At 41.2% G+C, this 26,180-nt stretch carries 26 protein-coding genes and 2 other annotated features (1 of these 28 running past the window's edge); of the genes, 2 read left to right on the forward strand and 24 right to left on the reverse strand.

All coding sequences use genetic code 11. From position 1 onward, the window contains the following. Positions 1–72: 72 nt before the first annotated feature. The 3 genes from nadA to nadB are packed head-to-tail and all read right to left on the reverse strand — an operon-like array spanning position 73 to position 3,566. A complete protein-coding gene (nadA, locus tag J7E81_RS16450; RefSeq protein WP_215043890.1) occupies positions 73–1,170 on the reverse strand; it encodes a quinolinate synthase NadA in 1,098 nt (365 codons plus the stop codon). Position 1,171: 1 nt separating this feature from the next. Continuing rightward, on the reverse strand, positions 1,172–2,020 hold the full coding sequence (gene nadC, locus J7E81_RS16455; RefSeq protein ID WP_215043892.1) for a carboxylating nicotinate-nucleotide diphosphorylase: 849 nt from the start codon (positions 2,018–2,020) through the stop codon (positions 1,172–1,174). Next, positions 1,989–3,566, reverse strand: coding sequence for an L-aspartate oxidase (gene nadB, locus J7E81_RS16460; protein WP_215043894.1), 1,578 nt, complete (start codon positions 3,564–3,566; stop codon positions 1,989–1,991). Before nadB ends, nadC begins: the two co-directional genes overlap by 32 nt. A gap of 99 nt (positions 3,567–3,665) precedes the next feature. Here nadB and J7E81_RS16465 point away from each other — a divergent pair, with 99 nt between their 5' ends. Both J7E81_RS16465 and J7E81_RS16470 read left to right on the forward strand, forming a co-directional pair. Then, positions 3,666–4,838: an IscS subfamily cysteine desulfurase gene (locus tag J7E81_RS16465; RefSeq protein WP_215043896.1), complete on the forward strand. Its 1,173-nt coding sequence runs from the start codon at positions 3,666–3,668 to the stop codon at positions 4,836–4,838. Positions 4,839–4,867: 29 nt separating this feature from the next. After that, positions 4,868–5,404 (forward strand): transcription repressor NadR, encoded by a 537-nt coding sequence (locus J7E81_RS16470; RefSeq protein ID WP_215043898.1) that lies wholly within the window; start codon positions 4,868–4,870, stop codon positions 5,402–5,404. Positions 5,405–5,441: 37 nt separating this feature from the next. On the opposite strand, the gene pheA is transcribed toward J7E81_RS16470, so the two are convergent. The 21 genes from pheA to J7E81_RS16575 all read right to left on the reverse strand — a co-directional run bounded on the left by pheA (position 5,442) and on the right by J7E81_RS16575 (position 25,966). Then, entirely contained in the window at positions 5,442–6,296 is an 855-nt protein-coding gene (pheA, locus tag J7E81_RS16475) for a prephenate dehydratase (RefSeq protein ID WP_215043900.1), read from the reverse strand. Between the two features lie 69 nt (positions 6,297–6,365). Beyond that, positions 6,366–6,815, reverse strand: a complete 450-nt coding sequence (locus J7E81_RS16480) for an ACT domain-containing protein (protein WP_215043902.1) — start codon at positions 6,813–6,815, stop codon at positions 6,366–6,368. Between the two features lie 28 nt (positions 6,816–6,843). Next, positions 6,844–8,133, reverse strand: a complete 1,290-nt coding sequence (obgE, locus tag J7E81_RS16485) for a GTPase ObgE (RefSeq protein WP_215043904.1) — start codon at positions 8,131–8,133, stop codon at positions 6,844–6,846. Positions 8,134–8,169: 36 nt separating this feature from the next. Next, positions 8,170–8,715 (reverse strand): Spo0B C-terminal domain-containing protein, encoded by a 546-nt coding sequence (locus tag J7E81_RS16490; RefSeq protein ID WP_215043906.1) that lies wholly within the window; start codon positions 8,713–8,715, stop codon positions 8,170–8,172. A gap of 192 nt (positions 8,716–8,907) precedes the next feature. Beyond that, on the reverse strand, positions 8,908–9,204 hold the full coding sequence (rpmA, locus tag J7E81_RS16495; protein ID WP_215043908.1) for a 50S ribosomal protein L27: 297 nt from the start codon (positions 9,202–9,204) through the stop codon (positions 8,908–8,910). Position 9,205: 1 nt separating this feature from the next. Further along, positions 9,206–9,550, reverse strand: coding sequence for a ribosomal-processing cysteine protease Prp (locus J7E81_RS16500; protein WP_215043909.1), 345 nt, complete (start codon positions 9,548–9,550; stop codon positions 9,206–9,208). Positions 9,551–9,565: 15 nt separating this feature from the next. Continuing rightward, positions 9,566–9,874 (reverse strand): 50S ribosomal protein L21, encoded by a 309-nt coding sequence (rplU, locus tag J7E81_RS16505; protein ID WP_160721963.1) that lies wholly within the window; start codon positions 9,872–9,874, stop codon positions 9,566–9,568. Between the two features lie 13 nt (positions 9,875–9,887). Continuing rightward, positions 9,888–9,969: a sequence feature (ribosomal protein L21 leader region), on the reverse strand. A 74-nt stretch (positions 9,970–10,043) separates the two neighbouring features. Then, positions 10,044–11,501, reverse strand: a complete 1,458-nt coding sequence (locus J7E81_RS16510) for an Rne/Rng family ribonuclease (protein WP_215043910.1) — start codon at positions 11,499–11,501, stop codon at positions 10,044–10,046. An 85-nt stretch (positions 11,502–11,586) separates the two neighbouring features. Next, positions 11,587–12,456 carry a M50 family metallopeptidase gene (locus J7E81_RS16515; protein ID WP_215043911.1) on the reverse strand — a complete coding sequence of 290 codons (870 nt, stop codon included), beginning with the start codon at positions 12,454–12,456 and terminating at the stop codon, positions 11,587–11,589. Further along, positions 12,449–13,243, reverse strand: a complete 795-nt coding sequence (locus tag J7E81_RS16520; RefSeq protein WP_215043912.1) for a M23 family metallopeptidase — start codon at positions 13,241–13,243, stop codon at positions 12,449–12,451. Before J7E81_RS16520 ends, J7E81_RS16515 begins: the two co-directional genes overlap by 8 nt. Positions 13,244–13,349: 106 nt before the next feature. Next, positions 13,350–14,153 (reverse strand): septum site-determining protein MinD, encoded by an 804-nt coding sequence (minD, locus tag J7E81_RS16525; RefSeq protein ID WP_215043914.1) that lies wholly within the window; start codon positions 14,151–14,153, stop codon positions 13,350–13,352. Continuing rightward, positions 14,154–14,834 (reverse strand): septum site-determining protein MinC, encoded by a 681-nt coding sequence (gene minC / locus J7E81_RS16530; protein ID WP_215043916.1) that lies wholly within the window; start codon positions 14,832–14,834, stop codon positions 14,154–14,156. 141 nt (positions 14,835–14,975) lie between these two features. Next, positions 14,976–15,494, reverse strand: coding sequence for a rod shape-determining protein MreD (mreD, locus tag J7E81_RS16535; RefSeq protein WP_215043918.1), 519 nt, complete (start codon positions 15,492–15,494; stop codon positions 14,976–14,978). Then, on the reverse strand, positions 15,491–16,372 hold the full coding sequence (mreC, locus tag J7E81_RS16540; protein ID WP_215043920.1) for a rod shape-determining protein MreC: 882 nt from the start codon (positions 16,370–16,372) through the stop codon (positions 15,491–15,493). Before mreC ends, mreD begins: the two co-directional genes overlap by 4 nt. A gap of 60 nt (positions 16,373–16,432) precedes the next feature. Then, a complete protein-coding gene (locus tag J7E81_RS16545) occupies positions 16,433–17,455 on the reverse strand; it encodes a rod shape-determining protein (protein WP_215043922.1) in 1,023 nt (340 codons plus the stop codon). Between the two features lie 163 nt (positions 17,456–17,618). After that, positions 17,619–18,293, reverse strand: a complete 675-nt coding sequence (radC, locus tag J7E81_RS16550; RefSeq protein WP_215044409.1) for a RadC family protein — start codon at positions 18,291–18,293, stop codon at positions 17,619–17,621. A 46-nt stretch (positions 18,294–18,339) separates the two neighbouring features. Continuing rightward, on the reverse strand, positions 18,340–18,912 hold the full coding sequence (locus J7E81_RS16555; RefSeq protein ID WP_215043924.1) for a Maf family protein: 573 nt from the start codon (positions 18,910–18,912) through the stop codon (positions 18,340–18,342). A 235-nt stretch (positions 18,913–19,147) separates the two neighbouring features. Further along, the gene (locus J7E81_RS16560) at positions 19,148–20,227 is read right to left on the reverse strand and encodes a hypothetical protein (protein WP_215043926.1); all 1,080 of its coding nucleotides are present in this window, start codon (positions 20,225–20,227) and stop codon (positions 19,148–19,150) included. Positions 20,228–20,709: 482 nt separating this feature from the next. Beyond that, a complete protein-coding gene (locus J7E81_RS16565) occupies positions 20,710–21,468 on the reverse strand; it encodes a prepilin peptidase (RefSeq protein ID WP_215043928.1) in 759 nt (252 codons plus the stop codon). A gap of 483 nt (positions 21,469–21,951) precedes the next feature. After that, a complete protein-coding gene (locus tag J7E81_RS16570) occupies positions 21,952–23,259 on the reverse strand; it encodes a bifunctional folylpolyglutamate synthase/dihydrofolate synthase (protein WP_215043930.1) in 1,308 nt (435 codons plus the stop codon). Between the two features lie 64 nt (positions 23,260–23,323). After that, positions 23,324–25,966 carry a valine--tRNA ligase gene (locus J7E81_RS16575; protein ID WP_215043932.1) on the reverse strand — a complete coding sequence of 881 codons (2,643 nt, stop codon included), beginning with the start codon at positions 25,964–25,966 and terminating at the stop codon, positions 23,324–23,326. Between the two features lie 49 nt (positions 25,967–26,015). Continuing rightward, positions 26,016–26,180, reverse strand: a binding site (T-box leader); it runs 69 nt beyond the window's last position.

Raw genomic sequence — 26,180 nt, forward strand, 5'->3', positions numbered from 1 at the left:
AATTTTAAAAATTACCTTTTCAAAGATAAAAAAAAAGATGCAATTAGTTAAATTACATCTTTTTTTCGCTTATTATGAATTTTTCAACATCCGATCTAGAGCTAATTTTGCTTTTTCTGCTATTTCTGGACTAACTTTGATGATATTGTTTGGTTGATCGAGTGTATCCAGGCTCCACACTAGGTGCGGCAAGTCAATTCGATTCATGGTCATGCAAGGACACATATGCGGATTTAATGAGATAATCTGTTTATCCGGATGATCGTTGATTATCCGGTTTACGAGATTCATCTCGGTCCCGATTGCCCATGCGGAACCAGGCTCTGCCTTTTCGATCGCATTAATAATATAACTGGTGGACCCCGCCATATCCGCTAATTCAACCACTTCTCGGCGGCATTCCGGATGAACGATAATTTTCATATCAGGATATTGAGCACGTGTATCGGCGACGTTTTGAACAGTAAAATTTTCATGAACTGAGCAATGCCCTTTCCAGAGAATCACTTTTATTTGTGATACATCGCCCTCATATTCAAGCGCATTTGTGATTGGATTCCAGATCGCCATCTCATCTAAGCCAATCCCTAAATCTGCTGCCGTATTCCGGCCTAGGTGCTGGTCAGGCAAAAATAAAATCCGTTCTTTAATTCCTAATGCCCATTTTACCATCGTTTCGGCATTGGAGGAGGTAACGGTTGCACCGCCATTTTCACCCACGAATGCTTTAATCGCTGCGGTTGAATTGATATAGGTTAACGGCAGTATCGTATCTCCAAACAGTTCCTGGAGTTTTTCCCAGGCTCGTTCTGTTTGCTCGATATCCGCCATGTCAGCCATTGAGCAGCCGGCGCGCATATCAGGTAGAAATACTTTTTGATTGTCACTGGTTAATATATCGGCCGTCTCGGCCATAAAATGGACACCGCAAAATACGATATACTCCGCTTCCTTGTTATCCGCCGATAATTGCGCTAATTTTAACGAATCACCGGTTGCATCGGCAAACTGAATCACTTCGTCTTTTTGATAATGATGGCCTGGAATAAATAAGCGTGAGCCAAGCTGTTTTTTTACCTCAATTACACGTTTTTCAAGTTCTTCCCGTGTCATTTGCTTGTATTTTTCCGGGATCATGACATTTTTTTGTAAAGTTTCTAAGAAGCTCATTCTACTCATCTCCTTTATTCCATAACACTTTTACACTTATATCAAGGGCTTTATAGGAATGAGTCAGTAGCCCTAGGGAAATATAATCGACCCCTGTGTCACGATAGTCCGCGATGTTAGATAATTGGATGCCGCCGGAAGCCTCGGTAATGATACCAGCCGGGACGAGTTTGATAAACTCCTTAATTTCATCAGGTGTTCGGTTATCAAACATGATCACATCCGCACCAGCATCGACTGCTTCTAGCACTTGCTCTTCTGTTTCTACCTCGACCTCAACTTTTACCATATGGCCTGCTTTTTCCCGGACAGCCTCTACTGCCTTTGAGATCGAGCCAGCAAAGGAAATATGGTTATCCTTAATCATGACCGCATCATATAAACCAAAACGATGATTAAAGCCACCACCGCAGCGGACTGCATATTTTTCAAGCATTCTTAGACCCGGAGTCGTCTTTCGTGTATCACATACTCTTGTATGACCACTGTCGAGAGTCTGAACTGTCTTTTGTGTCAAGGTGGCGATCCCACTCATTCGTTGAACCAGATTAAGGACCACTCGTTCTCCTTTTAGTAAATCAGCAATTTTTCCAGAGACGTGAGCAAGTTCCTGTCCCTTCTTGATTGCTTGGCCATCCTTCACAAATAGCTCGATGCCAATCTCTTGATTTAATAGCTGAAAACCGGTCTTGATAATTTCCTCTCCACAAAAGACACCCTCATCCTTTGAAAGAAAAACAATTTTCCCTGTTGTATCATCCGTAAAAATGAGATCGGTAGTTAAATCCTGTTCCCCAATATCTTCGATAAAAAAATCCTCAAGTTGCGAGCGCAGTTTTAGTGAATTCATGGTTTTTCTCCAATCCCCGATTGTATTTATGAATAATGGTTTTTCGAAGCCATTTTTGATTATCTTCTAACGGGTAATCACTTCGATAGTGACCCCCTCGGCTTTCTGTCCTTTGTAAGGCCGATTCCGTAATCAAACTCGCTGTAATCACCATAAAGATCTTTGTCAGGTCCGTCTCAGAACAAGTATCTAACTGGATTTTATCGGCACGGAATTGAGCCAGCCAAGCTTGCTGCATTTTCAAATCTGCTTCATTTCTGACAATCCCTACCCGCTCCATCATGGAATCCTTGATCAGCTGAACATCCGGTAATTTCGCCTTTTGGATGATGGCAGATGGGAAGAAATCACGAGAATCAAATGGCTGCGGATTTGTTTTGGCACCATTAATCAACTTGGATAATTGCACACCTTGATAAAGCCCCTCTAATAAAGAATTGCTCGCTAAGCGGTTAGCCCCATGCAGTCCTGTACATGCGGCCTCCCCGATCGCATATAACCCCTTAATGGAAGAACGTCCGATTAAATCCGTTTTAATTCCGCCCATTAAAAAGTGGCTGCCAGGAGCTACCGGAATTTTCCCTTCCGCTAAGCAAATTTCATTTTCTTCGCAAAGAGCGGTAATAGAAGGAAATCTTTTGGTAAATTCTTTAATGCTGCGAATATCTAAAAATACTTGTTTGCCCTTTTTCAGAAATTCATAGATTCGCTGTGAAACAACATGCCTCGGGCCCAGATCCTTCATGGGATGAATCCCATCCATTATAGCTGTACCGTCTTCGGTCACAAGGATTGCCCCTTCACCTCTAACAGCTTCAGAAATTAAGCCTTTTGTTTCACCGTTACTATACAGAAGGGTAGGATGAAATTGGATAAATTCCATATCAGCGATCTCTGCCCCTGCTAAATAGGCCATGGCAATACCGTCTCCAGCTACGGTTCTAGCATTTGAGGTATAGGTGAACAATTGCCCGCAGCCTCCGGAAGCTATGATGATATGGCATCCATAATACCGCAGGATCGTTCCATCCGATTGTTTGGCTTTCACACCAATGCAGCGAGTTTTTTCTGCGTTTAATACTAATTCATAAGCAAAAACTCCCTCTTCAACCATCACATTTTGGGGGAGTCTGCTGATTAAATGTTCCATCACGTTTTTACCGGTTGCATCACCGCCGCCATGGACGATTCTCTTTTCACAATGGGCACCTTCCATTCCTAGGAATAATTCACCATTATGATCTTTATCAAACACATCGCCCTGCTGAGACAGATTTCGAATCAAAGACGGGGCAGCGTTAATGATTTCCCGGACCGTATCAAGGTTATTATGAAACCTTCCCGCCTCCAGTGTATCCCCAATATGTTTGGACGGGTGGTCATTTGCTCCAAGCGCGGCAGCAATGCCGCCTTGGGCAAGATACGAGTTTGCCGTTCGTAATTTCCCCTTTGTGAGTATTCTCACATTCAAATGATTATTTAATTGAACAGCCAGCTGTAACGCGGCTATTCCACTTCCAATAATTACTACATCATCATTTATCATGGATGACCCTCCTGGCATTAACAGGTGTCTTGACATATATATTTACACAGATTTAAACTAAAAACAAGTACTAAAAAAATAGATTATTGGAGAAATAGGATGATATATTTTGATTTTGCTGCGACAACTCCTTTAGATGCTGATGCTGCGGAGGCTTATGTAAAAGTAGCAACTGAATACTTTGGAAATACTCAGAGCCTCCATGATATCGGCGGACAATCTCAACAATTACTCGAAAGTTGCCGGGAAGAACTGGCCAATGCTTTTGCTATTAATAAAAAGGGCTTATATTTTACAAGCGGCGGGTCGGAAGGAAACTTTTTAGCGATCGAGGCTCTTTTGTCAGCTCCACTAAAAAGCGGCAACCATATTATTGCCGGCATGGCAGAGCATTCCTCTGTCCATGGTGTGCTAAAGCGACTCAAAAAGAATGGCTATGAAGTAACCTTTATTCCGCTTACTTCAAATGGATTGATGGATATGAATTTTCTCTTGAGTTCGATCAGACCAGAAACTATTTTAATAACCGTGCAACATGTTAATTCGGAAATAGGAACAATCCAGCCAGTTGAGGAAATCGCAAAAATAGCGAAAGAAAACAAGATTCACTTTCACAGCGACTTTGTCCAATCCTTTGGAAAAATAGATGTAACGACCCTTGCGCCCTTAGTCAGCAGTTTTTCTTTTTCCGGTCATAAAATTTATGGTCCAAAAGGGATCGGCGGCGTTTATATTAACCCCAGCATCGCTTGGAAGCCCTTTTTCCCGGGGGGTTCACATGAAAGCGGGCTTCGGCCTGGAACAGTCAATGTCCCTGCGATCGCTGCACTAACTGTGGCAGCTCAGAAAATTATCGGACGACTTGATAAGGACCATACTAAATTTCAATTATTGCGTGAAACATTTATTGAAACGCTTGAGCCGATAAAAGAATCGGTCAAAGTTTATCAAGCTGATGATCACCGGCAGCTGGCCAATATAATTGGGATGCGGATTTCCGGTATCGAAGGGCAATGGATGATGCTTGAATGCAACCGGCTCGGTTTTGCCATCTCCACTGGAAGCGCATGTCAAATCGGAATGCAAGCCCCGGCAAAGGTGACGGAGGCACTTGGATTAGATAAAGACGAAGCTAAGGAATTTATCCGAATCTCGCTTGGTCATTCCTCCACAAAGGAACAGGTCATTACACTCGGGGAAACGGTGGTCAAGATTGTTAAATCATTCAAAATGGCCTCACGTGATAGAAAGAAACAATCTGTGCTAGAATAGGAAGATAGAAAAACGACAGGAGGTCTTTTATGGCTGATCAAAAGAAGATTTTGGGGGAGGAAAGAAGGTCGTTCATTCTCCAGAAGCTGAAAGACAGCTCTGAACCGCTCACAGGAAGTGAACTTGCGGCAAGAACAAATGTAAGCAGACAAGTAATTGTTGGGGATATGACCCTTCTTAAAGCTAAGAATGAACCGATTATTGCCACAAGCCAAGGTTATATTTATTTAAAGACAAGCTCGAGTACTCCTGCATTTGAAAGAACGATAGCCTGCAAACATTCGCCGGCTGACACAGAGAAAGAATTAAATTTACTTGTTGACCATGGTGTTCTGGTTAAAGATGTAAAAATTGAACACTCTGTTTACGGTGATTTAACGGCATCCGTAATGGTGGCAAACCGCCATGAAGTGAAGCAATTTATGGAAAACATTACAAGCACGAAGGCATCTTTATTATCAGAGCTAACCGGTGGATATCACCTGCATACGATCTCGGCTTCAAGTCTCGAGGTCTTAGATCAAGCCGAACAAGCCCTGAAAATTGAAGGATTCCTGATTGAATAAGAAAAGAGACCCGCTGCAGATGCACGGGTCTCTTCTCTTAATCTAAGTTTACCATCACGGATGGATAGCTCCCTAACACTTTGACACCACAGCCAAGGGCTTCAAGTTCAGCAATGGCTCCAGGAATTAACACCTCGTCAAGTTTCATTTCCAGATCAATAATAAAGAAATAATTGCCAATTCCTGTTTTCATTGGTCTTGATTCAATTTTGGAAAGATTCAATTTTCTCCAGGCAAACGCTGACAGTACCTGATGAAGGGCACCAGCCTGATCAGAAGGCAGTGTCACCATTAGGGTTGTTTTATAATGCGATGACCCGCTTATTTCCGCAAAATCCAAGTCTTGCTCTGATAAAACAAAAAAGCTCGTATGGTTAAAATGAAAATCATGAATGTCCTTTTGGACGATAGTCAGACCATATTCTTTTGCTGCGAGTTCATTTGCAATCGCGGCCGCATTCAATTCAGGCTGCTCCATGACCATCTTCGCTGCCGCAGCGGTTGATGTGATACTCTCAATTGGTACACCTTTAAAATGGTTATGTAAAAACTTATGGCACTGGGCAATTGCATGGGAATGGCTAAATACTTTGGAAGCTTCCTTCCAATGGTCCTTATTATCAGGATGAACCATCAAATGCTGTTTAATTGGAAGCGTAATTTCTCCCACAATCGGAATATCAACTACATGTGTTAAATAATCCAGCGTAATATTTACTGAACCTTCAAGCGCGTTTTCAACCGGGACGACCGCCAAATTCACTTTTTGATCCCCAATGGCATCGATACTTTCCGGTATCGTGCTAAATGGTTCCAGCTCGAAACCTTGAAAAACTTTGCTCACAGCTAATTCTGTAAATGTTGCCTTTGGTCCCAAATAACCAACCTTCATGACTTTCCCCACTCCTCTATATTTTTAAAAAGGAAGGCTCAAGACCAGGCCCATAGCGGATCTTGTCCACTACGCGCCTGTTCCCAGCACTTCCACTTTTTCAACAAATTCAAGTTTTCTTAGTTCCGTTAATAAATCGTCTAGCTTTGTTATAATGTTTGATGTATTTAATGACAATGTCACATTTGCTCTGCCTTGGAGCGGGATCGTTTGGTGGATGGTCAGCACATTACAGCCTGATCCAGCAACGACACTTAACAAGTTTGACAACGTGCCAGAGCGGTCTTCTAAATGAAAGAAGAGGGAAATGATCTTCTCCTTTTGAATCGTCGAAAAAGGAAAGACCGTGTCCCTGTATTTATAAAAGGCACTCCTGCTTAGGTCCACTTTAAGAACAGCATCTGCAATCGATTCAGCTTTGCCCCTATCAAGCATTTCTTTCACTTCAAGGGTTTTCTTCATCGCTTCTGGCAAAACATCCTCACGGACCAGGTAAAACTTTTTATCAAAATTATCCATTTACCTCTACCTCGTTCTTGACGGAAAACTACTCAATAAACTCAAATTCGAACTCTAACAACTTCACAATATCCCCGTCTTTTGCCCCTCTTTGTCTTAAGGCATCATCGACACCATAACCGCGGAGCTGGCGTGCAAAACGGCGGATTGATTCTTCTCTTGAAAAGTCCGTCATCTTAAATAAGCGTTCGAGCTTCTCACCCGAGAGAACAAATGAGCCGTCTGGATCTCTCGTAATGGTAAAGGCTTCAGGATCGGCCTCATGTTTATATAATACACGATGTACGCCCGTTACCTCTTCTTCATGCTCAAGCGGGAATTCTGGTGTCTGCTCAATTTTATCGGTAATCGCAAATAATAGATCTCTAAGACCTTTTCGTGTTAGGGCAGAAATAGGAAAAATCGGATAATCCTCTTCTAACTGCTCTTTAAACATTTTTAAGTTTTCCTCGGCATCCGGCATATCCATTTTATTAGCGACAATGATTTGCGGGCGCTCCGTTAATCTGAGGTTATATTCTTGTAATTCTTTATTAATCGTCAAATAATCCTCAAATGGATCTCTGCCTTCTGTTGCTGCCATATCGATAACGTGGACAATTACCCTTGTCCGCTCAATATGCCGCAAAAATTGATGACCGAGGCCAACACCTTCACTAGCCCCTTCAATTAATCCCGGCAGGTCGGCCATAACAAAGCTTCGGCCATCTTCTGTTTCGACCATGCCAAGATTAGGAACAATCGTCGTGAAGTGATATTCCGCAATTTTTGGCTTTGCCGATGACACGACTGATAATAAGGTTGACTTCCCTACACTTGGGAATCCTACTAAACCGGCATCAGCAAGGAGTTTCAACTCAAGAACAACATCCCGCTCTTGTCCTGGTTCACCATTTTCGGCAATCTCTGGTGCTGGATTTTGCGGGGTGGCAAAACGAGTATTTCCTCGTCCGCCCCGGCCGCCCTTGGCAATAACCGCCCGTTGGCCATGCTCGACTAAATCAGCGATGACCTCTTTTGTTTCAGCATCGAGGACGACTGTTCCAGGCGGCACCTTAACAATCATATCTTGAGCGCCCCTGCCGTGCATTCCCTTCGACATGCCATGTTCTCCGCGTTCCGCCTTAAAATGACGCTTATAACGAAAATCCATTAGGGTGCGTAAGCCCTCATTCACTTCAAAAACGACATTGGCTCCCTTTCCGCCATCCCCGCCGGCAGGACCGCCATTTGGTACATATTTTTCACGGCGAAAGGCAACCATACCATTTCCGCCGTCGCCACCTTTTACATATATCTTAACTTGATCGACAAACATCTTATTCCTCCAGTCTTGCACATAAATAAATTAAAATTAAACCGAGTTATTTTTCAGCATTGGCATAAATAACTCGAGGGAGAGTTCCGTTTCTGTAAATTCTTTGATCGACAAATCTAAAGATTTATCAGATAGAAAGCTCTCAATCAGTTCTCTGTTAGTTATTATCCCGCTAAAATCAAAAAAGAAACGAACACCGTCAGATTGCGGTTCTATGGTAATTGATAAATTATTTTCTTGAAATGGCTCAATCGCTTGATTCAAACTGCAAAAAAAAGTATGTGTCCATTTCGTCATGGCCAGATCATTAATTTTTGAGGCATCTGGATCAAACATTACCTCATATTCCAGCTTAAAGAAAGGATTTTCCCAGTTCGATTTTAAAAGCAGCGCTGCAAATAAAGGCATATGTAAATTTGATAGTTTGGTCTCATGCTGGGTCTCAATTACGATTTCATCAATCACTTGTTTTGCCCGATCAATCCTATTTAAGTCCAGGTTTCCTTTAATTAGCTGCAGCTTATTTAGCCAATCATGTCGTGAATGCCGCAGCACTTCCACGATATCCCATTCATTCCCCATATGTACACTCCCACATTTAAGTGTTGACACTGTTTGCTGTTAGTATATCAAAAAAACATACATGAGTAGACTTTTTTGTATAAGAAAAGTTTTTTAGAGGCAAAAAGAGCTTTCTAAGAAGATTTTATGAGTGAGGTCTTTATTGCAAAAAGAAAACTCTAACCAATCAGGTTAGAGTTTCTGATGAATTGCTTAAGCTTCTTGAGCAGCTTCTGGATAAACACTTACTTGTTTACGGTCACGACCTAAACGTTCGAATTTTACAACGCCGTCGATTTTTGCAAAAAGAGTGTCGTCACCACCGCGGCCAACGTTTTCACCTGGGTAAATCTTTGTACCGCGTTGACGGTAAAGGATAGAACCACCAGTTACAAATTGACCGTCTGCACGCTTCGCACCAAGGCGCTTCGCGATAGAGTCACGTCCGTTCTTTGTAGAACCTACTCCCTTTTTAGATGCAAACAATTGAAGATCTAATTTTAATAACATTTCATTCCACCTCCTGCTTTTTGAAGGTTATTTTAATGTGCTCTCCGTACGTTTCTTCAATCGATCGTAATGACACAGCCATACCCTCGAGAAGAAGCTGTACTTTCTCATATACGCTCTCCGGAAGGTCTCCCGGTATAACGCAGCGGAGAAAGCCATCTGCTCGATGTTCAAGATCGGGCGTGACACCGGTTAGTTCGTGAACCGCATTAATCGCACCAACAGATACGGCTGATACGCCTGCACAAACAATGTCCTTGCCGCGATCTGCAAACAAAGCATGACCGTTCATTTCGAATGATTGAATATTTCCGGACTCAGTACGATAAATCGTAATGTTAATCATCTATTTTCCAACACCTTATGCGTTGATTTTTTCGATGACAACTTTAGTGTAAGGTTGACGATGACCTTGTTTCTTACGGTTGTTTTTCTTTGCTTTGTACTTGAAAACAATGATTTTCTTCGCACGGCCTTGTTTTTCAACTTTAGCTGTAACAGTAGCGCCTGCAACAACAGGACTTCCAACTTTTACAGTTTCACCGCCAACGAAAAGAACCTTGTCAAAAGTAACTGTTTCACCAGCTTCAACATCTAATTTTTCAATGTAGATAGCTTGGCCTTCTTCAACTTTTAATTGCTTACCGCCAGTTTCGATAATTGCGTACATGAACTGCACCTCCTTATAAACTCAGACTCGCCAAATACAGGCGCTTATGCATATGCAAAAGTCTTATTACCTGCACTGTGCGGTTGTAGCACGGGTGCTACAAACATAACATTAAGATACTAACATAGATTAATTGAATGTGTCAATAGCCATTTGGGCACTTCATCGGTCAGAGCTGTTCCTTTTTCGAAAGTTCATCGATATGACCAAACTGCTTTAACTGATAAAAATGGGGTAGATCAGGCTGAAGCGTAAAATATAGTTTCAGCTGAAGAAGTCCCTCTAACACCTCTCTGTGGGCCTCATGTGTTCCAAGGAGCGCTTCTTTTACCTCTGGGGTTGTCCCGATCAGGATGGCCTCAAAATCGGAGCTGCGGTGCTCTAACAGCTCTCGCTCAAGCCGGAAAGCAACGGTTTCTGGACTAAGAATGCGGCCGGTACCCTCGCAGACCGGACATTTCACCTTTAGGGCTTCTGATAAGGTCACCTTCGTCTTTTTCCTTGTCAGTTGAAGGATGCCAAGTTCTGTAAACCCGATGATTTTGGTTCTTCGCTCATCTTTATTTAATTCTAATTCCACTGTATCGAGTACCGTTTGCTTGTCATCGTCCCGAGGCATATCAATAAAATCAATCAAAACAATTCCGCCAATATCACGGAGACGAAGCTGTCTGACAATTTCTTTCGCTGCAAGCTGGTTGGTTTTAAGGACCGTTTCACCGTAGTCGATCTTGCCGGAAAATTTCCCTGTGTTCACATCGATAATCGTTAACGCTTCAGTCTCATCAAATATCAGGTATGCCCCATTGTCAAGCCACACGACCCGCTTTAACGCCTTGTCAATTTCATGCTCGACCTTACTGCTTGAAAAAATATTCTCTTTGCCGTTGTAAAAACTAAGCTTGGTGTGATCGTTGATCTTCTCGAGAACATTTTTTAGAGAAAGATCATCGACAATGATTTCACCTGTTTTCATCCGGGCAGCTTGGGTGATGACCATTTCAATAAAAGTGTCCTTTTGAAAAATAATTCCGGGATTTTTTTGGACGGACGCTTTTTGTAACAGGTCTTGGTATTGTTCTCTTAACATTTGAAGTTCAGCGGCGATTTCCTCTTCTGAACTATAGATTCCTGATGTCCGAAAGATCATCCCTTCTTCTTCCGTTTTTAACTTTGTGCCAATTTTACGCAAGGTCATTTTCTTAGATTCATGGGCAATTTTCTTTGATACGGCCACATACCGTCCTTGCGGCATATAGACAAGATGATTCCCCTCTATCTCAACGATTCCTTTGACTTTGGGGCCTTTTGTGCCTGTCGCATCCTTCTCAACCTGGACGAGCATTTTTTCGCCTTGATGGACAAACGAGGTAACGTTCTTTTGTTGATCCTTTGATTGAACGAACGAGGGGAGAACATTGCGGTGCAAATAAGCATTTTTCTCCTCGCCGATATCGATGAAGGCAGCGTTCATACCTGGCAGTACCTTTGTAACGGTCCCTAAATAAATATTACCGACCAGCGAACGAAGTTCCGGCCGGTCGATGACAATATTTTCAACACGGTTATCCCTTAGGTAAGCAAATCGCTTTTCCCGTGAATGATAGTTTACAATTAATCGTTCCAATGAAGCGTCCTCACTTTACAACTTTCTTTAATCGCAGAAGAAGCGCTCGTGGCCCGGGCGCTTCTCGCTTTTTTATTATTATACCCTAATAGTATGAAAAAAGAAGGTCGCTAATTTTATCGGTCAACCGTTTTTCGGAAAAATAGGCATGGAGGAGTTCGTTCTCATCCAGTTTTCCAGTTTCCCGTCCATCTGCCTCGACGATAATAGGATGCTTGCAGCCGCGCTGAAATTTTTCGAGAACATGAATGACCAAGTCCCCTTCATTCGCTTGGATGGGCCTCAGAATATCAGGGGTCGCCTTTTTCCCGTAATAACGCTCAAGTAAAAATCTCATAAAGATATAACGGCGCTGTTTCCATTCATGATATAGCGAGAAAAAGAGGAAAAAGATTACTACCCAAACATTTAAATGCATGGGTGCTGTGAATAAAATCAACACCGAAAACAAGCTTAAACAGCATAGAGAAATCAGTAATGTCAATTGATGGGCTCGTGGAAATGAATCTTTTAAGGAGAGCAGTAAGAATACGAGCTTGCCCCCATCAAGCGGCCAAACTGGGAATAGATTAAAAACAAAAATCATCAGATTATAATTAAGAAAGAGATGAAATAAATTTTCTGGAAGCAGTTGCAGAGTAAATAAGAGATAAGCGAGCCCCACCATCCAAACATGCTGCAACGGCCCGGCAAGCACCACAATTGTCTCTTCCTTTAAAGGACGATTACCATGCTCATCCATTTCCGCTACCCCGCCAAATGGAAGCAAGGAAATTTTTTTGATTCGCCAGGAAAAAAAAGAAGCTGCAGCAGCATGCCCCATCTCATGTATAAAAATAATTCCAAGCAGCATGGAGACTTCCAGGAAATGTGCTGTAGCAATCGATAAGGCAATCACAATCCACAATAACGGATGGATCGAAATCAGTCTTAGAAGTGTCATCATCCTAGTCAAAGCGAATCACCTGGATCGGATCGATAAAATTATCGTCTTTTTTAATGGCAAAATAATATTTTCCTTTTGTCTTATCCTCCCCTGCAGAGGTCGAAACGGTTCCAACTACGTCTCTCTTGCCGACATACTCATACAGCTTTACTTTCACTTCGTCCAAATTGCCGTACCATGTTTCTGATTTGTCAGAGTGCTGGATAATGACGGTTTTACCAATCCCTTCTTTCACACCCGCAAATGTAACGAGACCATCATTAATCGCTTGAACCGGAGCACCCTTGCCTGTTTCAATCATGATCCCCTGGCCATTTTTTTCGAAGTTTTCAAGGATCTTCCCCATGGCCGGTACAGAAAGATTCTGATTATCTGCCACTGTTTTTTTATTTGACGCTTTATCGTCAGTAAAAGGCAGCAGGGCTAATGGTTTACCAAACTTCTCCTCGTACCAATTGGATACCACGGCAAACTTAAAGTCCTTATCCATTTGACTTGTGATAAAATCCCGCGCCGGCTCAAGTTTTCCGGTATGATTGCGAAAGAGAATGGCCACTGCTAAGAAGAGAAGTGCTGAAGCCAAGATCTTGAAAAAGAAGACCTCTTTTTTAAAGAGAGGATGTCCGGCGTCACCGCCACCGGTGTCGGAAGGACTCGTATACTTAAAATCATCATGCTCATCATACCCTGGCCAAGTAATCTGGCGTTCAGGACTTGTTGAATTTGCATTGGTACCTTGTTCCTTTTTTCTTTTGGCGATTCGCCGCCGTATTTCTTCCGGTGTAGACCGCGCCATACCCATCAACCCTTTTCCTGCTTTTTGTACAAGTTTATGTGCGAAGAAGGACGAGTATGACAAACATTAAAAAGCCTGTCCGCAATTAAACAGACAGGCTCCAAAATTATCTGACACCAAAGAATTTTTTTAGTTTAGTAAAAACACCTTTATTTGCTTCCTCAAGCGGCTGAAGCGGAATGGATTCCCCAAGAATTCTTCTTGCGATGTTCCGGTAGGCAATCGATGCCTTGCTAGTTGGATTAAGGGCAATCGGTTCACCATGATTAGAAGCCTTGATGACCTCTTCATCGTCAGCGACAATCCCAATTAATTCAATCGATAAGTGCTGGGTAATTTCATCAATATCCAGCATATCGCCAGTCTTCATCATATGATTGCGAATCCGGTTGACGACTAGTTTCGGTGCTTCCATATTCTTTTGCTTTTCTAAAAGACCGATAATCCGGTCGGCATCACGGACAGCTGATACCTCAGGGGTTGTGACCACAATCGCTTTATCCGCACCCGCGATTGCGTTTTGGAAACCCTGTTCAATCCCGGCAGGGCAATCAATAATAATATAATCATAGTCTTGCTTTAATTCTAGAATGAGTTCTTTCATTTGTTCCGGTTTTACAGCTGATTTATCAACCGTTTGTGCCGCCGGAAGTAAATATAATAAACCGTCAAACCGTTTATCTTTCACCAACGCTTGATGAATTTTACATCTTTTTTCTACCACATCGACCAGGTCATAAATAATCCTGTTTTCTAATCCCATGACTACATCCAAGTTTCGAAGACCGATGTCTGTATCCACTAAGCATACCTTTTTGCCTTGAAGGGCCAAAGAAGTTCCAATATTAGCAGAAGTAGTAGTTTTACCCACTCCGCCCTTACCGGATGTAATTACGATTGCCTCTCCCACCTAAAGTCCCCCTTCGAATCTGTTTAAATTAGGCCTTACATGAACTAAAACTTGTAATCTATCAACAATGATCTTCCGGTCCTCATCTATGTATGCACATTCCATTTCTCGCGGTTCATTGTTTTCTGCATGATCCGGTGCACGATTAATTTGATCACTAATCCGAAGCTGTGATGGTTTCATGCTAGACGCGGCAATTACTGCTTCATCGTTGCCATAGCAGCCTGCATGAGCTACACCTTTTAATGATCCCATTATAAAAATATTTCCACCGGCGATAACGGTACCGCCAGGGTTAACATCGCCAATTAATAATAAATCACCAGGGGCTTCCAGAACTTGCCCTGAACGAATAATTTTCGAAACAGTCCTTACCTCATTTTTAGTCTTTAGCTGGTTAGCGTCTTCCAGCGTAATGACATTCGAAACGATCGCATCGACATCCAAGTTCTTCTTTTGAAGAATCAGCTGTTTTAACTCTTCATGCTGCTCCGAGGTTATATAGCGGTTACCTACATTAACTTTTACTGAAATTAAATTGCGCTCATCTTGCATCCTTGAGTTTGCGGATAGTTTTTGATCCAATTCTTTTTTTAGTTCCTGATAGGAACATGTATCATCAAGATGAAGGACAAGACCTTCCTTCGTACCTTTTATTGTAACATTTTGCCGCTTTTTCATGGAGAATTTTCACCTCATAATAAGAAAACAATTTAGGAATAGTTCTCTAAGGACCTATTCCAATCAAAAAATACAGACATTTAATACAAATTCGACACGAAGGCTCTATTCTCCTTTTTTTGAAGAAAACAAAGTATTAGACTATTCAGCCCGCATTGCATCCATATGTTTTTCAAACAATCTTTTTAAAGGATACCCAGCGATGATCACAAATAGCGCATTTAAGATAAGCGTTGGGTAAAAGCGCAAATGAAGAAAACTCCTAAAATCCATGTCCGTCACATGGATCAGATGGTCCATTTCGTAAACGCCCACTTCCAATAACGCAATCCCAACAATCGTGATTAGGATGGCAACCATAAAATTATTTTGCAGGATATTCAGGATTTTGGAAGCTAGATACGCAATAAACGGAAAAAGGAAAAGGTATATACCAATAATTTCAATATAGACAATATCAAACAAAAGCCCAAAGATGGCTGCATAAATAATTCCTTGTTTTCTGCTCACAAATATCGTTAGAAATAATAAAGCAGCAAAAAGAAAGTGCGGCGCAATGATTTTATTTTCACCCAAAAGATCCGCTGGTACATATTGGACAAATAAGCTTTCTAAAATAAATATACACAGAAACAAAAGAGGAAGAAGGAATTTTTTCACGATCCCGACTCCTTCCCTGATGTTGTATCTGTAGTTACCGACTGAGCCATTACTCGTTTCGTAACGATGACTGTTTTAATATCATAAAAATCAGCCCCCGGTTTTACCAAGGCCGTTTGGTTTAATCCATATTGATCCTGTCTTACTTCGACCACTTTTCCGATCATTAAGCCTTTTGGAAAAACATCCCCTAACCCAGAGGTGATGACAGTCTGTCCTTTATCAATTTTTGCACCAGAAGGAATGGCTTTGACCTGAAGTAATTTTTTCTCGCTGTCATAGCCTTCTACCAGTCCATATACATTGGTTTTTCCCTGCACAATGGCAGAAATTCGGTTCTTCGGATCCATCGAACTCAACAGCTGTACGGTCGAGCTAAATTGAGTCACATTCTTTACTTTTCCAATCAAGCCGTTGGCTGTGACAACTGCCATGTTTTTCTTCACACCGTTTAATTTACCTTTGTCGATTATAATCATTTCATGCCAACGATCAGGATTTCTTCCAATCACAGTAGCTGGAAGTGGTTCATAATCTCGCAGGGTCTTCTTTTCACCGAGAACATCACGCAGTTCTTTATTGTCGTTCTTCAGCTCCTGAACCTGTGCTTCAAGGCTGGCAACATTTTCAACTCGTGATTTTAATTCTTTATTCTCTTCGTAAGTGTTCGTAAGGTCCTGGAGATTTTCAAAAAAGCCTGCAACATAGTTGGTAGGCTTTGAAACCAAGGATTGAACCCAGCCGGTTGTATCTTTAACAAATTGCTCCGGCCAGGATAGTTTGCTTCTCTCCCTTAAAGAAAACCCAATCAATGCCACGAGAACAATAATGCTGACAAGTAATAGAATCAGTCGTTTATTCATAAAGAACTGTGGCATGATTATACACCTCTTTTTTTCTATATAGATAAGAAAGTAGTAGTCTTAAAAAGCTCTTACTTAACGTGAATCTCTTGCTTTATTTTTAAACAAATGGATATGGTCGAGCGCTTTTCCAGTGCCAATCGCCACGCAATCAAGCGGGTTTTCAGCAATTAAGACAGGCATTTTCGTTTCTTCACTAATGACTTTGTCCAAATTGCGAAGAAGCGCCCCCCCGCCGGTTAAGACAATGCCGCGGTCCATTATATCAGCAGCAAGCTCAGGCGGCGTTTTTTCTAACGTATTTTTTACCGCTTCGACGATTGCATAGACAGTATCATTTAGGGCAGTCGCAATTTCTTTTGCGGTAATTTCAATCGTTTTTGGCAGACCCGTTAATAAATCGCGGCCGCGGATCTCCATATTATCGATGCCTTCAGGTATGCCCGCAGACCCAATCTCCATTTTGATTTGTTCAGCGGTCCGTTCCCCAATCATCAAATTATAGTTTTTACGGATATAAGTAATAACGGAGTCGTCCATTTCATCGCCAGCGACACGAATCGATTGGCTTGTTACGATTCCTCCTAAGGAGATAATCGCGACTTCCGTCGTACCTCCACCAATATCCACAACCATGCTGCCGGTTGGCTCCCAAACAGGCAGGTTCGCACCAATGGCTGCAGCAAATGGCTCTTCAATCGTGTAGGCATCTTTTGCCCCTGCTTGTCTTGTTGCATCAATGACGGCTCTTTCTTCGACTGCAGTTATACCTGATGGTACGCAGACCATGACATATGGCTTGCCTGAAAAAAGATTATTACTTTTCTGTGCTTGGCGAATATGGTATTTCATCATGATAGCGGTCGTTTCGAAATCAGCGATGACGCCATCCTTCATTGGTCTCATGGCAACAACGTTCCCCGGTGTCCGTCCAATCATATTTTTCGCGTCGTTCCCTACAGCCACAATGCTTTTGGTATCTGTTTGCATGGCCACAACGGAAGGCTCTCTTAAGACAATGCCTTTTCCTTTTACATAGACGAGGGTGTTGGCCGTCCCCAAGTCAATTCCAAGATCTCTAGGTCTAATTCCAAACATACTATTGTATCTCCCTTTCTGATACGAAATGCACAAATTCTATAGGCAGGTAATCACCTTAATTATCATGTCTTTTTTCGTACTATTTAAATGATGACTTTAAAAAACAATCCTAAAAAATCATACCCAATATTATATCGTAACGTCAAATAATATCCTAGTGTTATAAATAACCTTTTTCCTTTAAACTAACAAACTTGTTTTCACCGATAATCAAATGATCGAGTAAATCAATGCCAATGATCTTTCCACACTCGACAAGACGCTTCGTAACATCAATGTCTTCTTTGCTTGGTGTCGGGTCTCCGGATGGGTGGTTGTGCAGGGCAATTATTGATGCAGCAGAGCGCTTTAAGGCTTCGCGGAACACCTCCCTAGGGTGCACGATTGAGGCATTTAAACTGCCGATAAAAACGGTTTGTTTATGGATGACTTGATTTTTCGTGTTTAAAAACAAACAGACAAAATGTTCTTGGGTCAAGAAGCGCATATCGTTCATGACATACTTCGCTCCGTCTTCCGGTGAGCGGATCACATAGCGGTCCGTGTAATTAAGATTAGCAATCCTTCGCCCAATTTCAACCGCAGCAAGAATTTGAATCGCCTTAGCTGCACCAATCCCTTTGATTTCCGTCATTTCTTCTAAGGTTGCCCCCTTTAACATGCGCAGCCCTTCAAAATGAGTTAACAAACGATTCGCTAATTGCAGCACGGATTCATCTTTTGTTCCAGTTCGAAGCAGGATGGCAATCAGTTCATGATTCGATAAGCTTTGCGGTCCATGGTTAATAAACCGCTCTCTTGGCCGTTCATCCTGCGGAAAATCACGGATCATCATGGTATTTGTTGACACTTATTTTCCTCCCTTTTTAGTGGGAGTCTTTCTAATATGGCAAAGAGTAGCCGGCCTTTTTCAATTCCCTTATCGTCCTTGCAACTGGCAGACCGACAACCGCAAAATAGTCTCCATTTATTTTTTTGACAAGCATGCTGCCTAGCTGTTGAATCCCATAGGCGCCTGCTTTATCAAACGGTTCACCGCTTTGCACATAGGCGTTAATGTCTTCATCTGTTAACTCCCAAAACCATACTTCTGTTCTTTCATAAAATTTAGTGGTACTTGTTGGAGACACGATTGCAACACCAGTAAAAACCTCGTGCTGCCTTCCGGATAACCTTTTTAACGTACTAATGGCTTCTGCTTCGTCAGCCGGCTTTCCAATGATTTGATTATCCGCAACCACAACCGTGTCAGAGCCGATCACAAAAGAGTCTTGATTCTTCCGAAAAACAACCTGTGCTTTACGCTCGGCTAACTCCATGACTACTTCCTCTGGGGAGAGTGCCGGATCAAAGCTTTCATCAACTTCACTGCTTGAGACCGCAAATGATAAGTGGAGATTTTCTAGAAGTTCTTTTCGCCGTGGAGAAGAAGAGGCTAAAATGAGGTTTTGCATTCAATCACCTTACCTTTGGCATTTATTATAGGGAGATACATGTTAATGGTATCAGAAATTGTAGAAGCACACAATTTCAAGACGAAAAAAATTTTGAAGAATGATGTCAAATTATGTAAAATAAATGTAAAAGCTCAGTTTTTGTAAATGTGTAATCGTTTATACAAAGTACAATGTCAAAAGCCTCACCATTTTTAGTGAGGCTTATTTCCCGGAAAATATCATCTATTGTCGATTACAATGAATAATAGGCACTTAGAAAGTTTAAAAGATGCTGCTGGGCTTGACTGAGACTCTTTTTACTTTTGGACTTTTGATAAGTATCTAGCTTATCGACCGCGGTTGTTAATTCTGTTTTTATCGTCTTTACCTTTTCATTCTTTAGGCCGCTCGTCTTTAATTGTTCCTCAAGACCTGTAATGGCCTTTGTCGATTCGGCAGACAGTTCATTATTTAATAGTGCCGTTGAGGTTGCTAGTGATAACGTTTCATAGATAGCAGGCACACTCTCTAGGAAGCTTTTGTCTTTGTCATTAAGACCGGATACTTTTTTTTCATCAAGTAACAGCGGCTTGGCAAAGACCTCCCCTACACCATCTGCTTTATATTGATTACCGAGAGATTTAGCTGCTTCAATGGAATTGGCTACCCCGAGAAATAAAAATTGCTTTCCACTTATTTTAATTAACTTTGCTGGAACCCCTTTGGAGGTAACCTCAGTAGATGTTTCCTTTGCCCCGTCATTCGAGGAGAACACCCCGCCTTGGATCACATAGATCGTCATTTGATCTAAGGTAACTTCGTTTGTTTTTTCTCCAGTGTTCGCAACTGTCGTGTTTCCTTTTTCCTCAACGACAGTTGGGATTGTCTCTGTACCTGTCTTGTTCGTAGGTCCTGCAATCACTAATTTCAACATTACAAACCCAATCGTTGTACCGAGCAAAATGGCGAAGGTGGCCGAAATTATTATAGATAGAATGTTTCTGTCCTTCTTCTTTTTTGTATTGGTAGAGAAAGTTGTTATTTTGGGGAGGCTGGCTTTGTTTGTTTTTTTATTGCCTGCGATCGTAAATTCCTCTATCTCTTGTTCGGAGGATTCGGGAATAATCCAGTCAAAGCTCTCATCGACGGATTCCTGGGCGGCGGCTGTTTCCAAAAATACGTCTGAATCTAGGTTAGTCGAATCTATTTTTATCACTCTTGTAGTTGATTCGAGGCTAGTTTCCGGTTCGGTAAGTGTTGGTTCTTCTTGGTAGGCTTTAGTCTCACCATTTAATTTGATCGTGATTGTATTGCCTTTTTTAGGCTTGTCCACTGTTTGTACTCCTCTCTCTTCCGAAGGGTCATTGGTTTCATCCTAACATAGAGGCAAAAAAAAATAACAAGACTTTTGTCGTCTTGTTATGGTAGTCTTTCGTCAAATTGTTTGTTAGTTCGGCATTAAGATAACTATGGCTGGGTTGTTACTGTCTCTGGGAACTTGCTAAGAGGAGTTTTCATACCAGCTGAAAAAGACATCGATTTTTTGCTGTAGACCGGCAAGTTCTGCTAACTGGGCATATAGAATACCTTATATCACAAATACTTATCTAAGGGGTTGATTGTTTGTTCGATACTGAAAATTTCTTGGCCACCTTATATTTTTACAAATAATTCCGGTAAAAAAATGTTCACAACCTCTTTGAGCTATCGGTGGGTTGGAATTTTAAATTAAGCAAACGAATGGAGTGATCATTTATTACCAGATTAATCATTCAGCTTTTGATGTTAAATAGGGAAATACCATAACAAAAAACCTTAGTTAAATCCTTTATTAAGGAAGTTTATATAAATATTAATTATTTCCGATCCAAAAAAATAAGCTGACAATGTTCCCGCTACTATATAAGGTCCAAAAGGTACTGGTTGTCGCTGTTTAACAAATTTCAAGAGTAATGCCAAACCACCTATTACTGCACCGAATAGCGTAGAAAGGAAGAATGATAATAAGACTAATTTAACACCCAAAACAAACCCCAGTAATGCATATAGTTTTACATCACCATAGCCCATCCCCCCCTTACTAACAAGAGCAATACTAAGAAGCAATAGAAATCCAGTTAAAGCTCCTAGGATACTATCCCACCAAGGGATTAAAGGCCAAATAGATCGTTCTAATAAAAAAATCATTGCAAACCAAATTAAAACTTTATCAGGAATAATCATATATTGAATATCCGATACAGCAATAATCATAAGCATGGAGATTAGGGTTAGGGCCACTATTAATTCCCCTGACCATCCAACAGTTAACAGTGCTATCATAAACAGTATTCCAGTAAGTAATTCAATTACTGGATAAATAGGAGAAATCCTCGACTGACAGCCGCGGCATTTACCACCTTGGATAATATAAGAAACTAAAGGGATAAGTTCATAAAATTTCAACTGATGTTTGCAATTAGGGCATTCCGAACGCGGATAAACTATTGATTTCTTTATTGGTACTCTCAACCCTACTAGATTATAGAATGAGCCAAGAGTAAATCCATATAATAATATTATTATAATAAGCATTGACATATTCCCCTTAGTTCTTTTATTTGTTAAACAGTAATCAACCTTATATTGAACTCTGAAACCAGTAATGTTTTTTTTATTTGCAGTCTTATTAACATCTCCATCAATGATTCTTTTTTATGTTTTTATTATTGATTTTATTTCTTTTACAGCTCTATAGAATAGTTATATTATCTCTTGTAGTATACAATAATAAAAATGGGATACAAGTGAACTTTTTTAGGATTTTGTCCTAAATCTCAGCATTTTAAATGAAATGGAATATTAGGCGGAACTTGCTGACAATAGATAAAATAATCACTATAAATATATTTAACTAGCAGACTATCTTGAATTTTTCTCTGCTCTGGAAATTCATGTAAAAATAACAACTGAAGTGAACAGTTAATCCCTAAAGCGGATAACCTTTTCTAATTAACCTATAAAAAGACCAATTCATCCTTTCAGAATTGGTCCTTTTTAAAATTTAGTATAATTCACCTACGGTTTGTTTAAGTATTTAGAAATGATTGGTTTCGCTTCTGAAATAAAATAGAGAGATCCAGTGATAACCACTATCTCGTTTGGTCCTTGGCATTTAATCTTATCTAAGATATAGGCTGACCAGTCATCGACCGCCAATTTGTTTACTGAACTGCTTAGTGTGAATAATTCTTCCGCCTTAGCCGCACGCGGGAAATCAAAACTTACAAACGCTATTTGATTAGAAATCCCATCAAGCATTTTAATCATCTCATCCAATTTCTTATCCCTTAAAGCAGCAAATACAATATGAATGTTTCGATCTTTATATCTTGTTGATAGCTCATGGACCAAAGCCGTAATCCCTTCCTGATTATGAGCACCATCAATAATAACAAGTGGGTTTTCCGAAAGAATTTCGAATCTTCCCGGCCAATATGCTTCTTTTAATCCGCTACGAATCGATTGCTCAGTTACTTGGAAACCTGCATGGTTTAAAAAGTCAGCTACGAGAACAGCTAATGCGGCATTTTCCGTCTGATGCTGGCCGATCATGCTAATCTCAAGTTCTTCCAAGGATAAAGATTTTGATTTTAATGAAAAAACCTCACCTCTAGCAATCGATTTATATCCAGAAATCTGAAATTCTTGATTTAATCGATAGATTGGTGCAGACCTCTTTTCTGCCATTTCCTCAATTACCTTTAACGCACCTGGATGTTTAACAGCTGTAAAAATAGGAGTATTCTCTTTAATAATCCCTGCTTTTTCAAAAGCAATTTCTTCATAGGTGTCACCGAGGATAGCTGTATGGTCTAAGCCAATATTTGTAATAATCGAAGCTAACGGCTGGATGATATTAGTTGAATCGAACCGCCCGCCTAACCCCACCTCAAAAATAACAATGTCGATATTACTTGTATTAGCGAAATAATAAAAGGCCATCGCTGTGATTACTTCGAACTCCGTTGGACCGCCTAGTTCCATTCCTTCTAATTCATCTGCGAGCGGCTTAATGACATTGGTCAGCTTTAAAATTTCCGCATCACTAATCGGTTTTCCGTTCACACTGATTCGTTCATTAAATTGTTCAATGTATGGCGACGTAAAGGTACCTACTTTATATCCTTCTGCTTGTAGGATTGAACGTAAAAAGGTGACAGTGGAGCCCTTTCCATTTGTTCCGCCAACATGGACTGCTTTGATTTTCTTTTCCGGTGATCCAAGCTTGTCCATCATCCATTCCATCCGTATTAAACCCGGTTTAATTCCCAGTCTCAGTCTCCCATGGATCCAGTCGAGGGCTTCTTGATAAGTCGTAAACAATTTTGATACACCCCTTTTATGTAAGCGAGACGAACCCAGGATTGAATTCGTCTCGCACAACTTGTTATCCTCTTAGTTCTTTCATACGAGCTTCAACAATGTCTCTCTTCTCTAGATAATCCTTTTCTTTTGCACGTTCCTCGGCTACAACACTTTCAGGTGCTTTTTTCATAAAGCCCTCGTTGCTTAATTTCTTCTGAACGCGATCGACTTCTTTATTTAAGCGGTCTAATTCTTTATTTAAACGAGCAATTTCTTCGTCGATATTAATCAAGCCTTCAAGCGGCAGGATGATTTCTAAGCCTGTAACAACTGCAGTCATCGCTTTTTCAGGTACTTCGATATCAACGCCCATTTGCAATTCTTCTGGATTACAGAAGCGTTCAATGTAGCTGCGATTACTTTCAACTGCCTTCAGAACAGATTCATCTTTTGCTTTTACAAGCATTTTTATCTTTTTGCTTAATGGTGTGTTTACCTCAGCACGAATATTACGTACAGAGCGAATCATTTCTACAAGCAGCTTCATTTCTTGAGCCGCCTGGTCGTCTGATAGCTCTGGTTTTACAACCGGCCATGCTGCCGTTGTGATGGATTCACCAGCATGCGGTAGGTTTTGCCAAATTTCCTCGGTGATAAATGGCATGAATGGATGTAACAAACGCATGGTGTTATCTAGGACATAAGCAAGAATCGAACGAGTTGTTTTCTTAGCTGCTTCATCTTCGCCATATAATGGAAGCTTCGCCATTTCAATGTACCAGTCACAGAAATCATCCCAGATAAAGTTATACAAGGCACGGCCGACTTCACCGAACTCATAGCGTTCAGACAGTCTTGTCACATGCTCAATTGTTTCATTTAAGCGTGTTAGAATCCACTTATCGGCAACTGATTTTTCACCGCTGAAATCAATTTCCTCATATGTTAGGCCATCCATGTTCATTAACGCAAAACGGGAGGCATTCCAAATTTTATTCGCAAAGTTCCAAGTCGATTCAACCTTTTCAAAGCTAAAACGTAAATCCTGACCTGGTGAACTTCCAGTAGATAAGAAGTAACGTAAGGCATCGGCACCATATTTTTCGATTACATCCATTGGATCAACACCATTGCCAAGTGACTTACTCATCTTACGTCCTTGCTCGTCACGAACGAGACCATGAATAAGTACGTCTTTAAATGGACGGTCACCAGTGAACTCGATGCTTTGGAAAATCATTCGGGATACCCAGAAGAAGATGATGTCGTACCCAGTTACTAGAGCAGCCGTTGGGAAATAACGCTTATAATCTGCCGCTTCAGTATTTGGCCAGCCCATTGTCGAGAACGGCCATAATGCAGAGCTGAACCAAGTATCTAATACGTCTTTATCCTGTTCCCAGTTTTCTGCGTCTGCAGGTGCTTCCGTTCCTACGTAAACTTCACCTGTTTCCTTATGGTACCATGCAGGAATACGATGGCCCCACCACAGCTGTCTAGAAATACACCAGTCGCGGATATTCTCCATCCAGCGAAGATATGTTTTTTCAAAACGGTCTGGAACGAAATTTACTTTGTTTTCCTTTTCCTGGAGAGCAATTGCTTCGTTTGCGAGTGGCTGCATTTTAACGAACCATTGGGTTGAAAGATATGGTTCAACAACCGCGCCGCTCCGCTCAGAGTGACCAACGGAATGCATATGCTCCTCGATTTTGAAAAGAACGCCTTGTTCTTGTAAGTCCTTAACAATTTGTTTACGGCATTCGAAACGGTCTAGTCCCTGATATTTACCTGCTTTTTCATTCATCGAGCCATTTTCATTCATAACAAGAATACGCTCTAGGTTATGGCGGTTACCAAGTTCAAAGTCATTTGGATCGTGCGCAGGTGTGATTTTTACAGCCCCTGAACCAAATTCCATATCGACATAATCATCCGCAACAATCGGGATTTCACGGCCAACGATTGGAAGAACAACGTTTTTGCCAATTAAATGCTTGTAACGTTCATCTTCCGGATGTACGGCAACAGCGGTATCACCAAGCATTGTTTCTGGGCGGGTAGTGGCGACTTCAATGTGGCCGGAACCATCTGCAAGTGGATAGTTCATATGATAGAAGGCACCTTGAATATCCTTATAAATAACTTCGATATCAGATAATGCTGTTTTCGTGGATGGATCCCAGTTAATGATATACTCTCCACGGTAAATTAAATCTTTCTTATAAAGAGTTACGAACACTTCTTTAACCGCATCAGATAAGCCCTCATCAAGCGTGAAACGCTCACGGCTGTAATCAAGGCCTAAGCCTAACTTCGACCATTGCTGACGGATATGGGAAGCATATTCTTCTTTCCACTTCCATGTTTCTTCAACGAACTTTTCACGGCCTAAATCATAGCGGCTTTTTCCTTCGTTACGAAGTTTTTCTTCCACTTTGGCTTGGGTCGCAATTCCAGCATGGTCCATACCAGGCAGCCAGAGAACATCATATCCCTGCATCCGCTTCATTCTTGTCAAAATATCTTGTAATGTCGTATCCCACGCATGACCTAGGTGAAGTTTTCCAGTAACGTTCGGCGGTGGAATCACGATTGTATATGGCTGTTTGCCTTCATCGTTTTTTGCCTCAAAAAATTTTCCATTCAGCCACCATTCATAGCGACCTTTTTCAATCGTTTGCGGGTCGTACTTGGTAGGCATTGATAATTCTTTTGTTTCCATTTTAGTTCCTCCTTCAATTTCCGGTAAACATAAAAAACCCCATTCGTCATAAAAGGACGAATGGAGTTTGCTTCGCGGTACCACCTTTTTTCCAATCAAAAAACACGATTGGCTCTTAACTTAGATAACGGATTTTATCCGTCTTCCACTATTAGGATTGCTCCGTTCACAGAAGAAGCTCATGGGCGACATTCCAATGTTCCGCTTAGGAAAT

Origin of the sequence: Bacillus sp. ISL-18 (genome assembly GCF_018613415.1) — a bacterium.
Lineage (GTDB): Bacteria > Bacillota > Bacilli > Bacillales > Cytobacillaceae > Neobacillus.

Bases quoted from the DNA above. Each gene is read 5' to 3' on its own strand.
- nadA (WP_215043890.1), bottom strand. From the start codon at position 1,170: ATGAGCTTCTTAGAAACTTTACAAAAAAATGTCATGATCCCGGAAAAA.
- nadC (WP_215043892.1), bottom strand. From the start codon at position 2,020: ATGAATTCACTAAAACTGCGCTCGCAACTTGAGGATTTTTTTATCGAA.
- nadB (WP_215043894.1), bottom strand. From the start codon at position 3,566: ATGATAAATGATGATGTAGTAATTATTGGAAGTGGAATAGCCGCGTTA.
- J7E81_RS16465 (WP_215043896.1), top strand. From the start codon at position 3,666: ATGATATATTTTGATTTTGCTGCGACAACTCCTTTAGATGCTGATGCT.
- J7E81_RS16470 (WP_215043898.1), top strand. From the start codon at position 4,868: ATGGCTGATCAAAAGAAGATTTTGGGGGAGGAAAGAAGGTCGTTCATT.
- pheA (WP_215043900.1), bottom strand. From the start codon at position 6,296: ATGAAGGTTGGTTATTTGGGACCAAAGGCAACATTTACAGAATTAGCT.
- J7E81_RS16480 (WP_215043902.1), bottom strand. From the start codon at position 6,815: ATGGATAATTTTGATAAAAAGTTTTACCTGGTCCGTGAGGATGTTTTG.
- obgE (WP_215043904.1), bottom strand. From the start codon at position 8,133: ATGTTTGTCGATCAAGTTAAGATATATGTAAAAGGTGGCGACGGCGGA.
- J7E81_RS16490 (WP_215043906.1), bottom strand. From the start codon at position 8,715: ATGGGGAATGAATGGGATATCGTGGAAGTGCTGCGGCATTCACGACAT.
- rpmA (WP_215043908.1), bottom strand. From the start codon at position 9,204: ATGTTATTAAAATTAGATCTTCAATTGTTTGCATCTAAAAAGGGAGTA.
- J7E81_RS16500 (WP_215043909.1), bottom strand. From the start codon at position 9,550: ATGATTAACATTACGATTTATCGTACTGAGTCCGGAAATATTCAATCA.
- rplU (WP_160721963.1), bottom strand. From the start codon at position 9,874: ATGTACGCAATTATCGAAACTGGCGGTAAGCAATTAAAAGTTGAAGAA.
- J7E81_RS16520 (WP_215043912.1), bottom strand. From the start codon at position 13,243: ATGGCGCGGTCTACACCGGAAGAAATACGGCGGCGAATCGCCAAAAGA.
- minC (WP_215043916.1), bottom strand. From the start codon at position 14,834: ATGAAAAAGCGGCAAAATGTTACAATAAAAGGTACGAAGGAAGGTCTT.
- mreC (WP_215043920.1), bottom strand. From the start codon at position 16,372: ATGCCACAGTTCTTTATGAATAAACGACTGATTCTATTACTTGTCAGC.
- J7E81_RS16545 (WP_215043922.1), bottom strand. From the start codon at position 17,455: ATGTTTGGAATTAGACCTAGAGATCTTGGAATTGACTTGGGGACGGCC.
- radC (WP_215044409.1), bottom strand. From the start codon at position 18,293: ATGATGATCCGTGATTTTCCGCAGGATGAACGGCCAAGAGAGCGGTTT.
- J7E81_RS16555 (WP_215043924.1), bottom strand. From the start codon at position 18,912: ATGCAAAACCTCATTTTAGCCTCTTCTTCTCCACGGCGAAAAGAACTT.
- J7E81_RS16565 (WP_215043928.1), bottom strand. From the start codon at position 21,468: ATGCTTATTATAATAATATTATTATATGGATTTACTCTTGGCTCATTC.
- J7E81_RS16575 (WP_215043932.1), bottom strand. From the start codon at position 25,966: ATGGAAACAAAAGAATTATCAATGCCTACCAAGTACGACCCGCAAACG.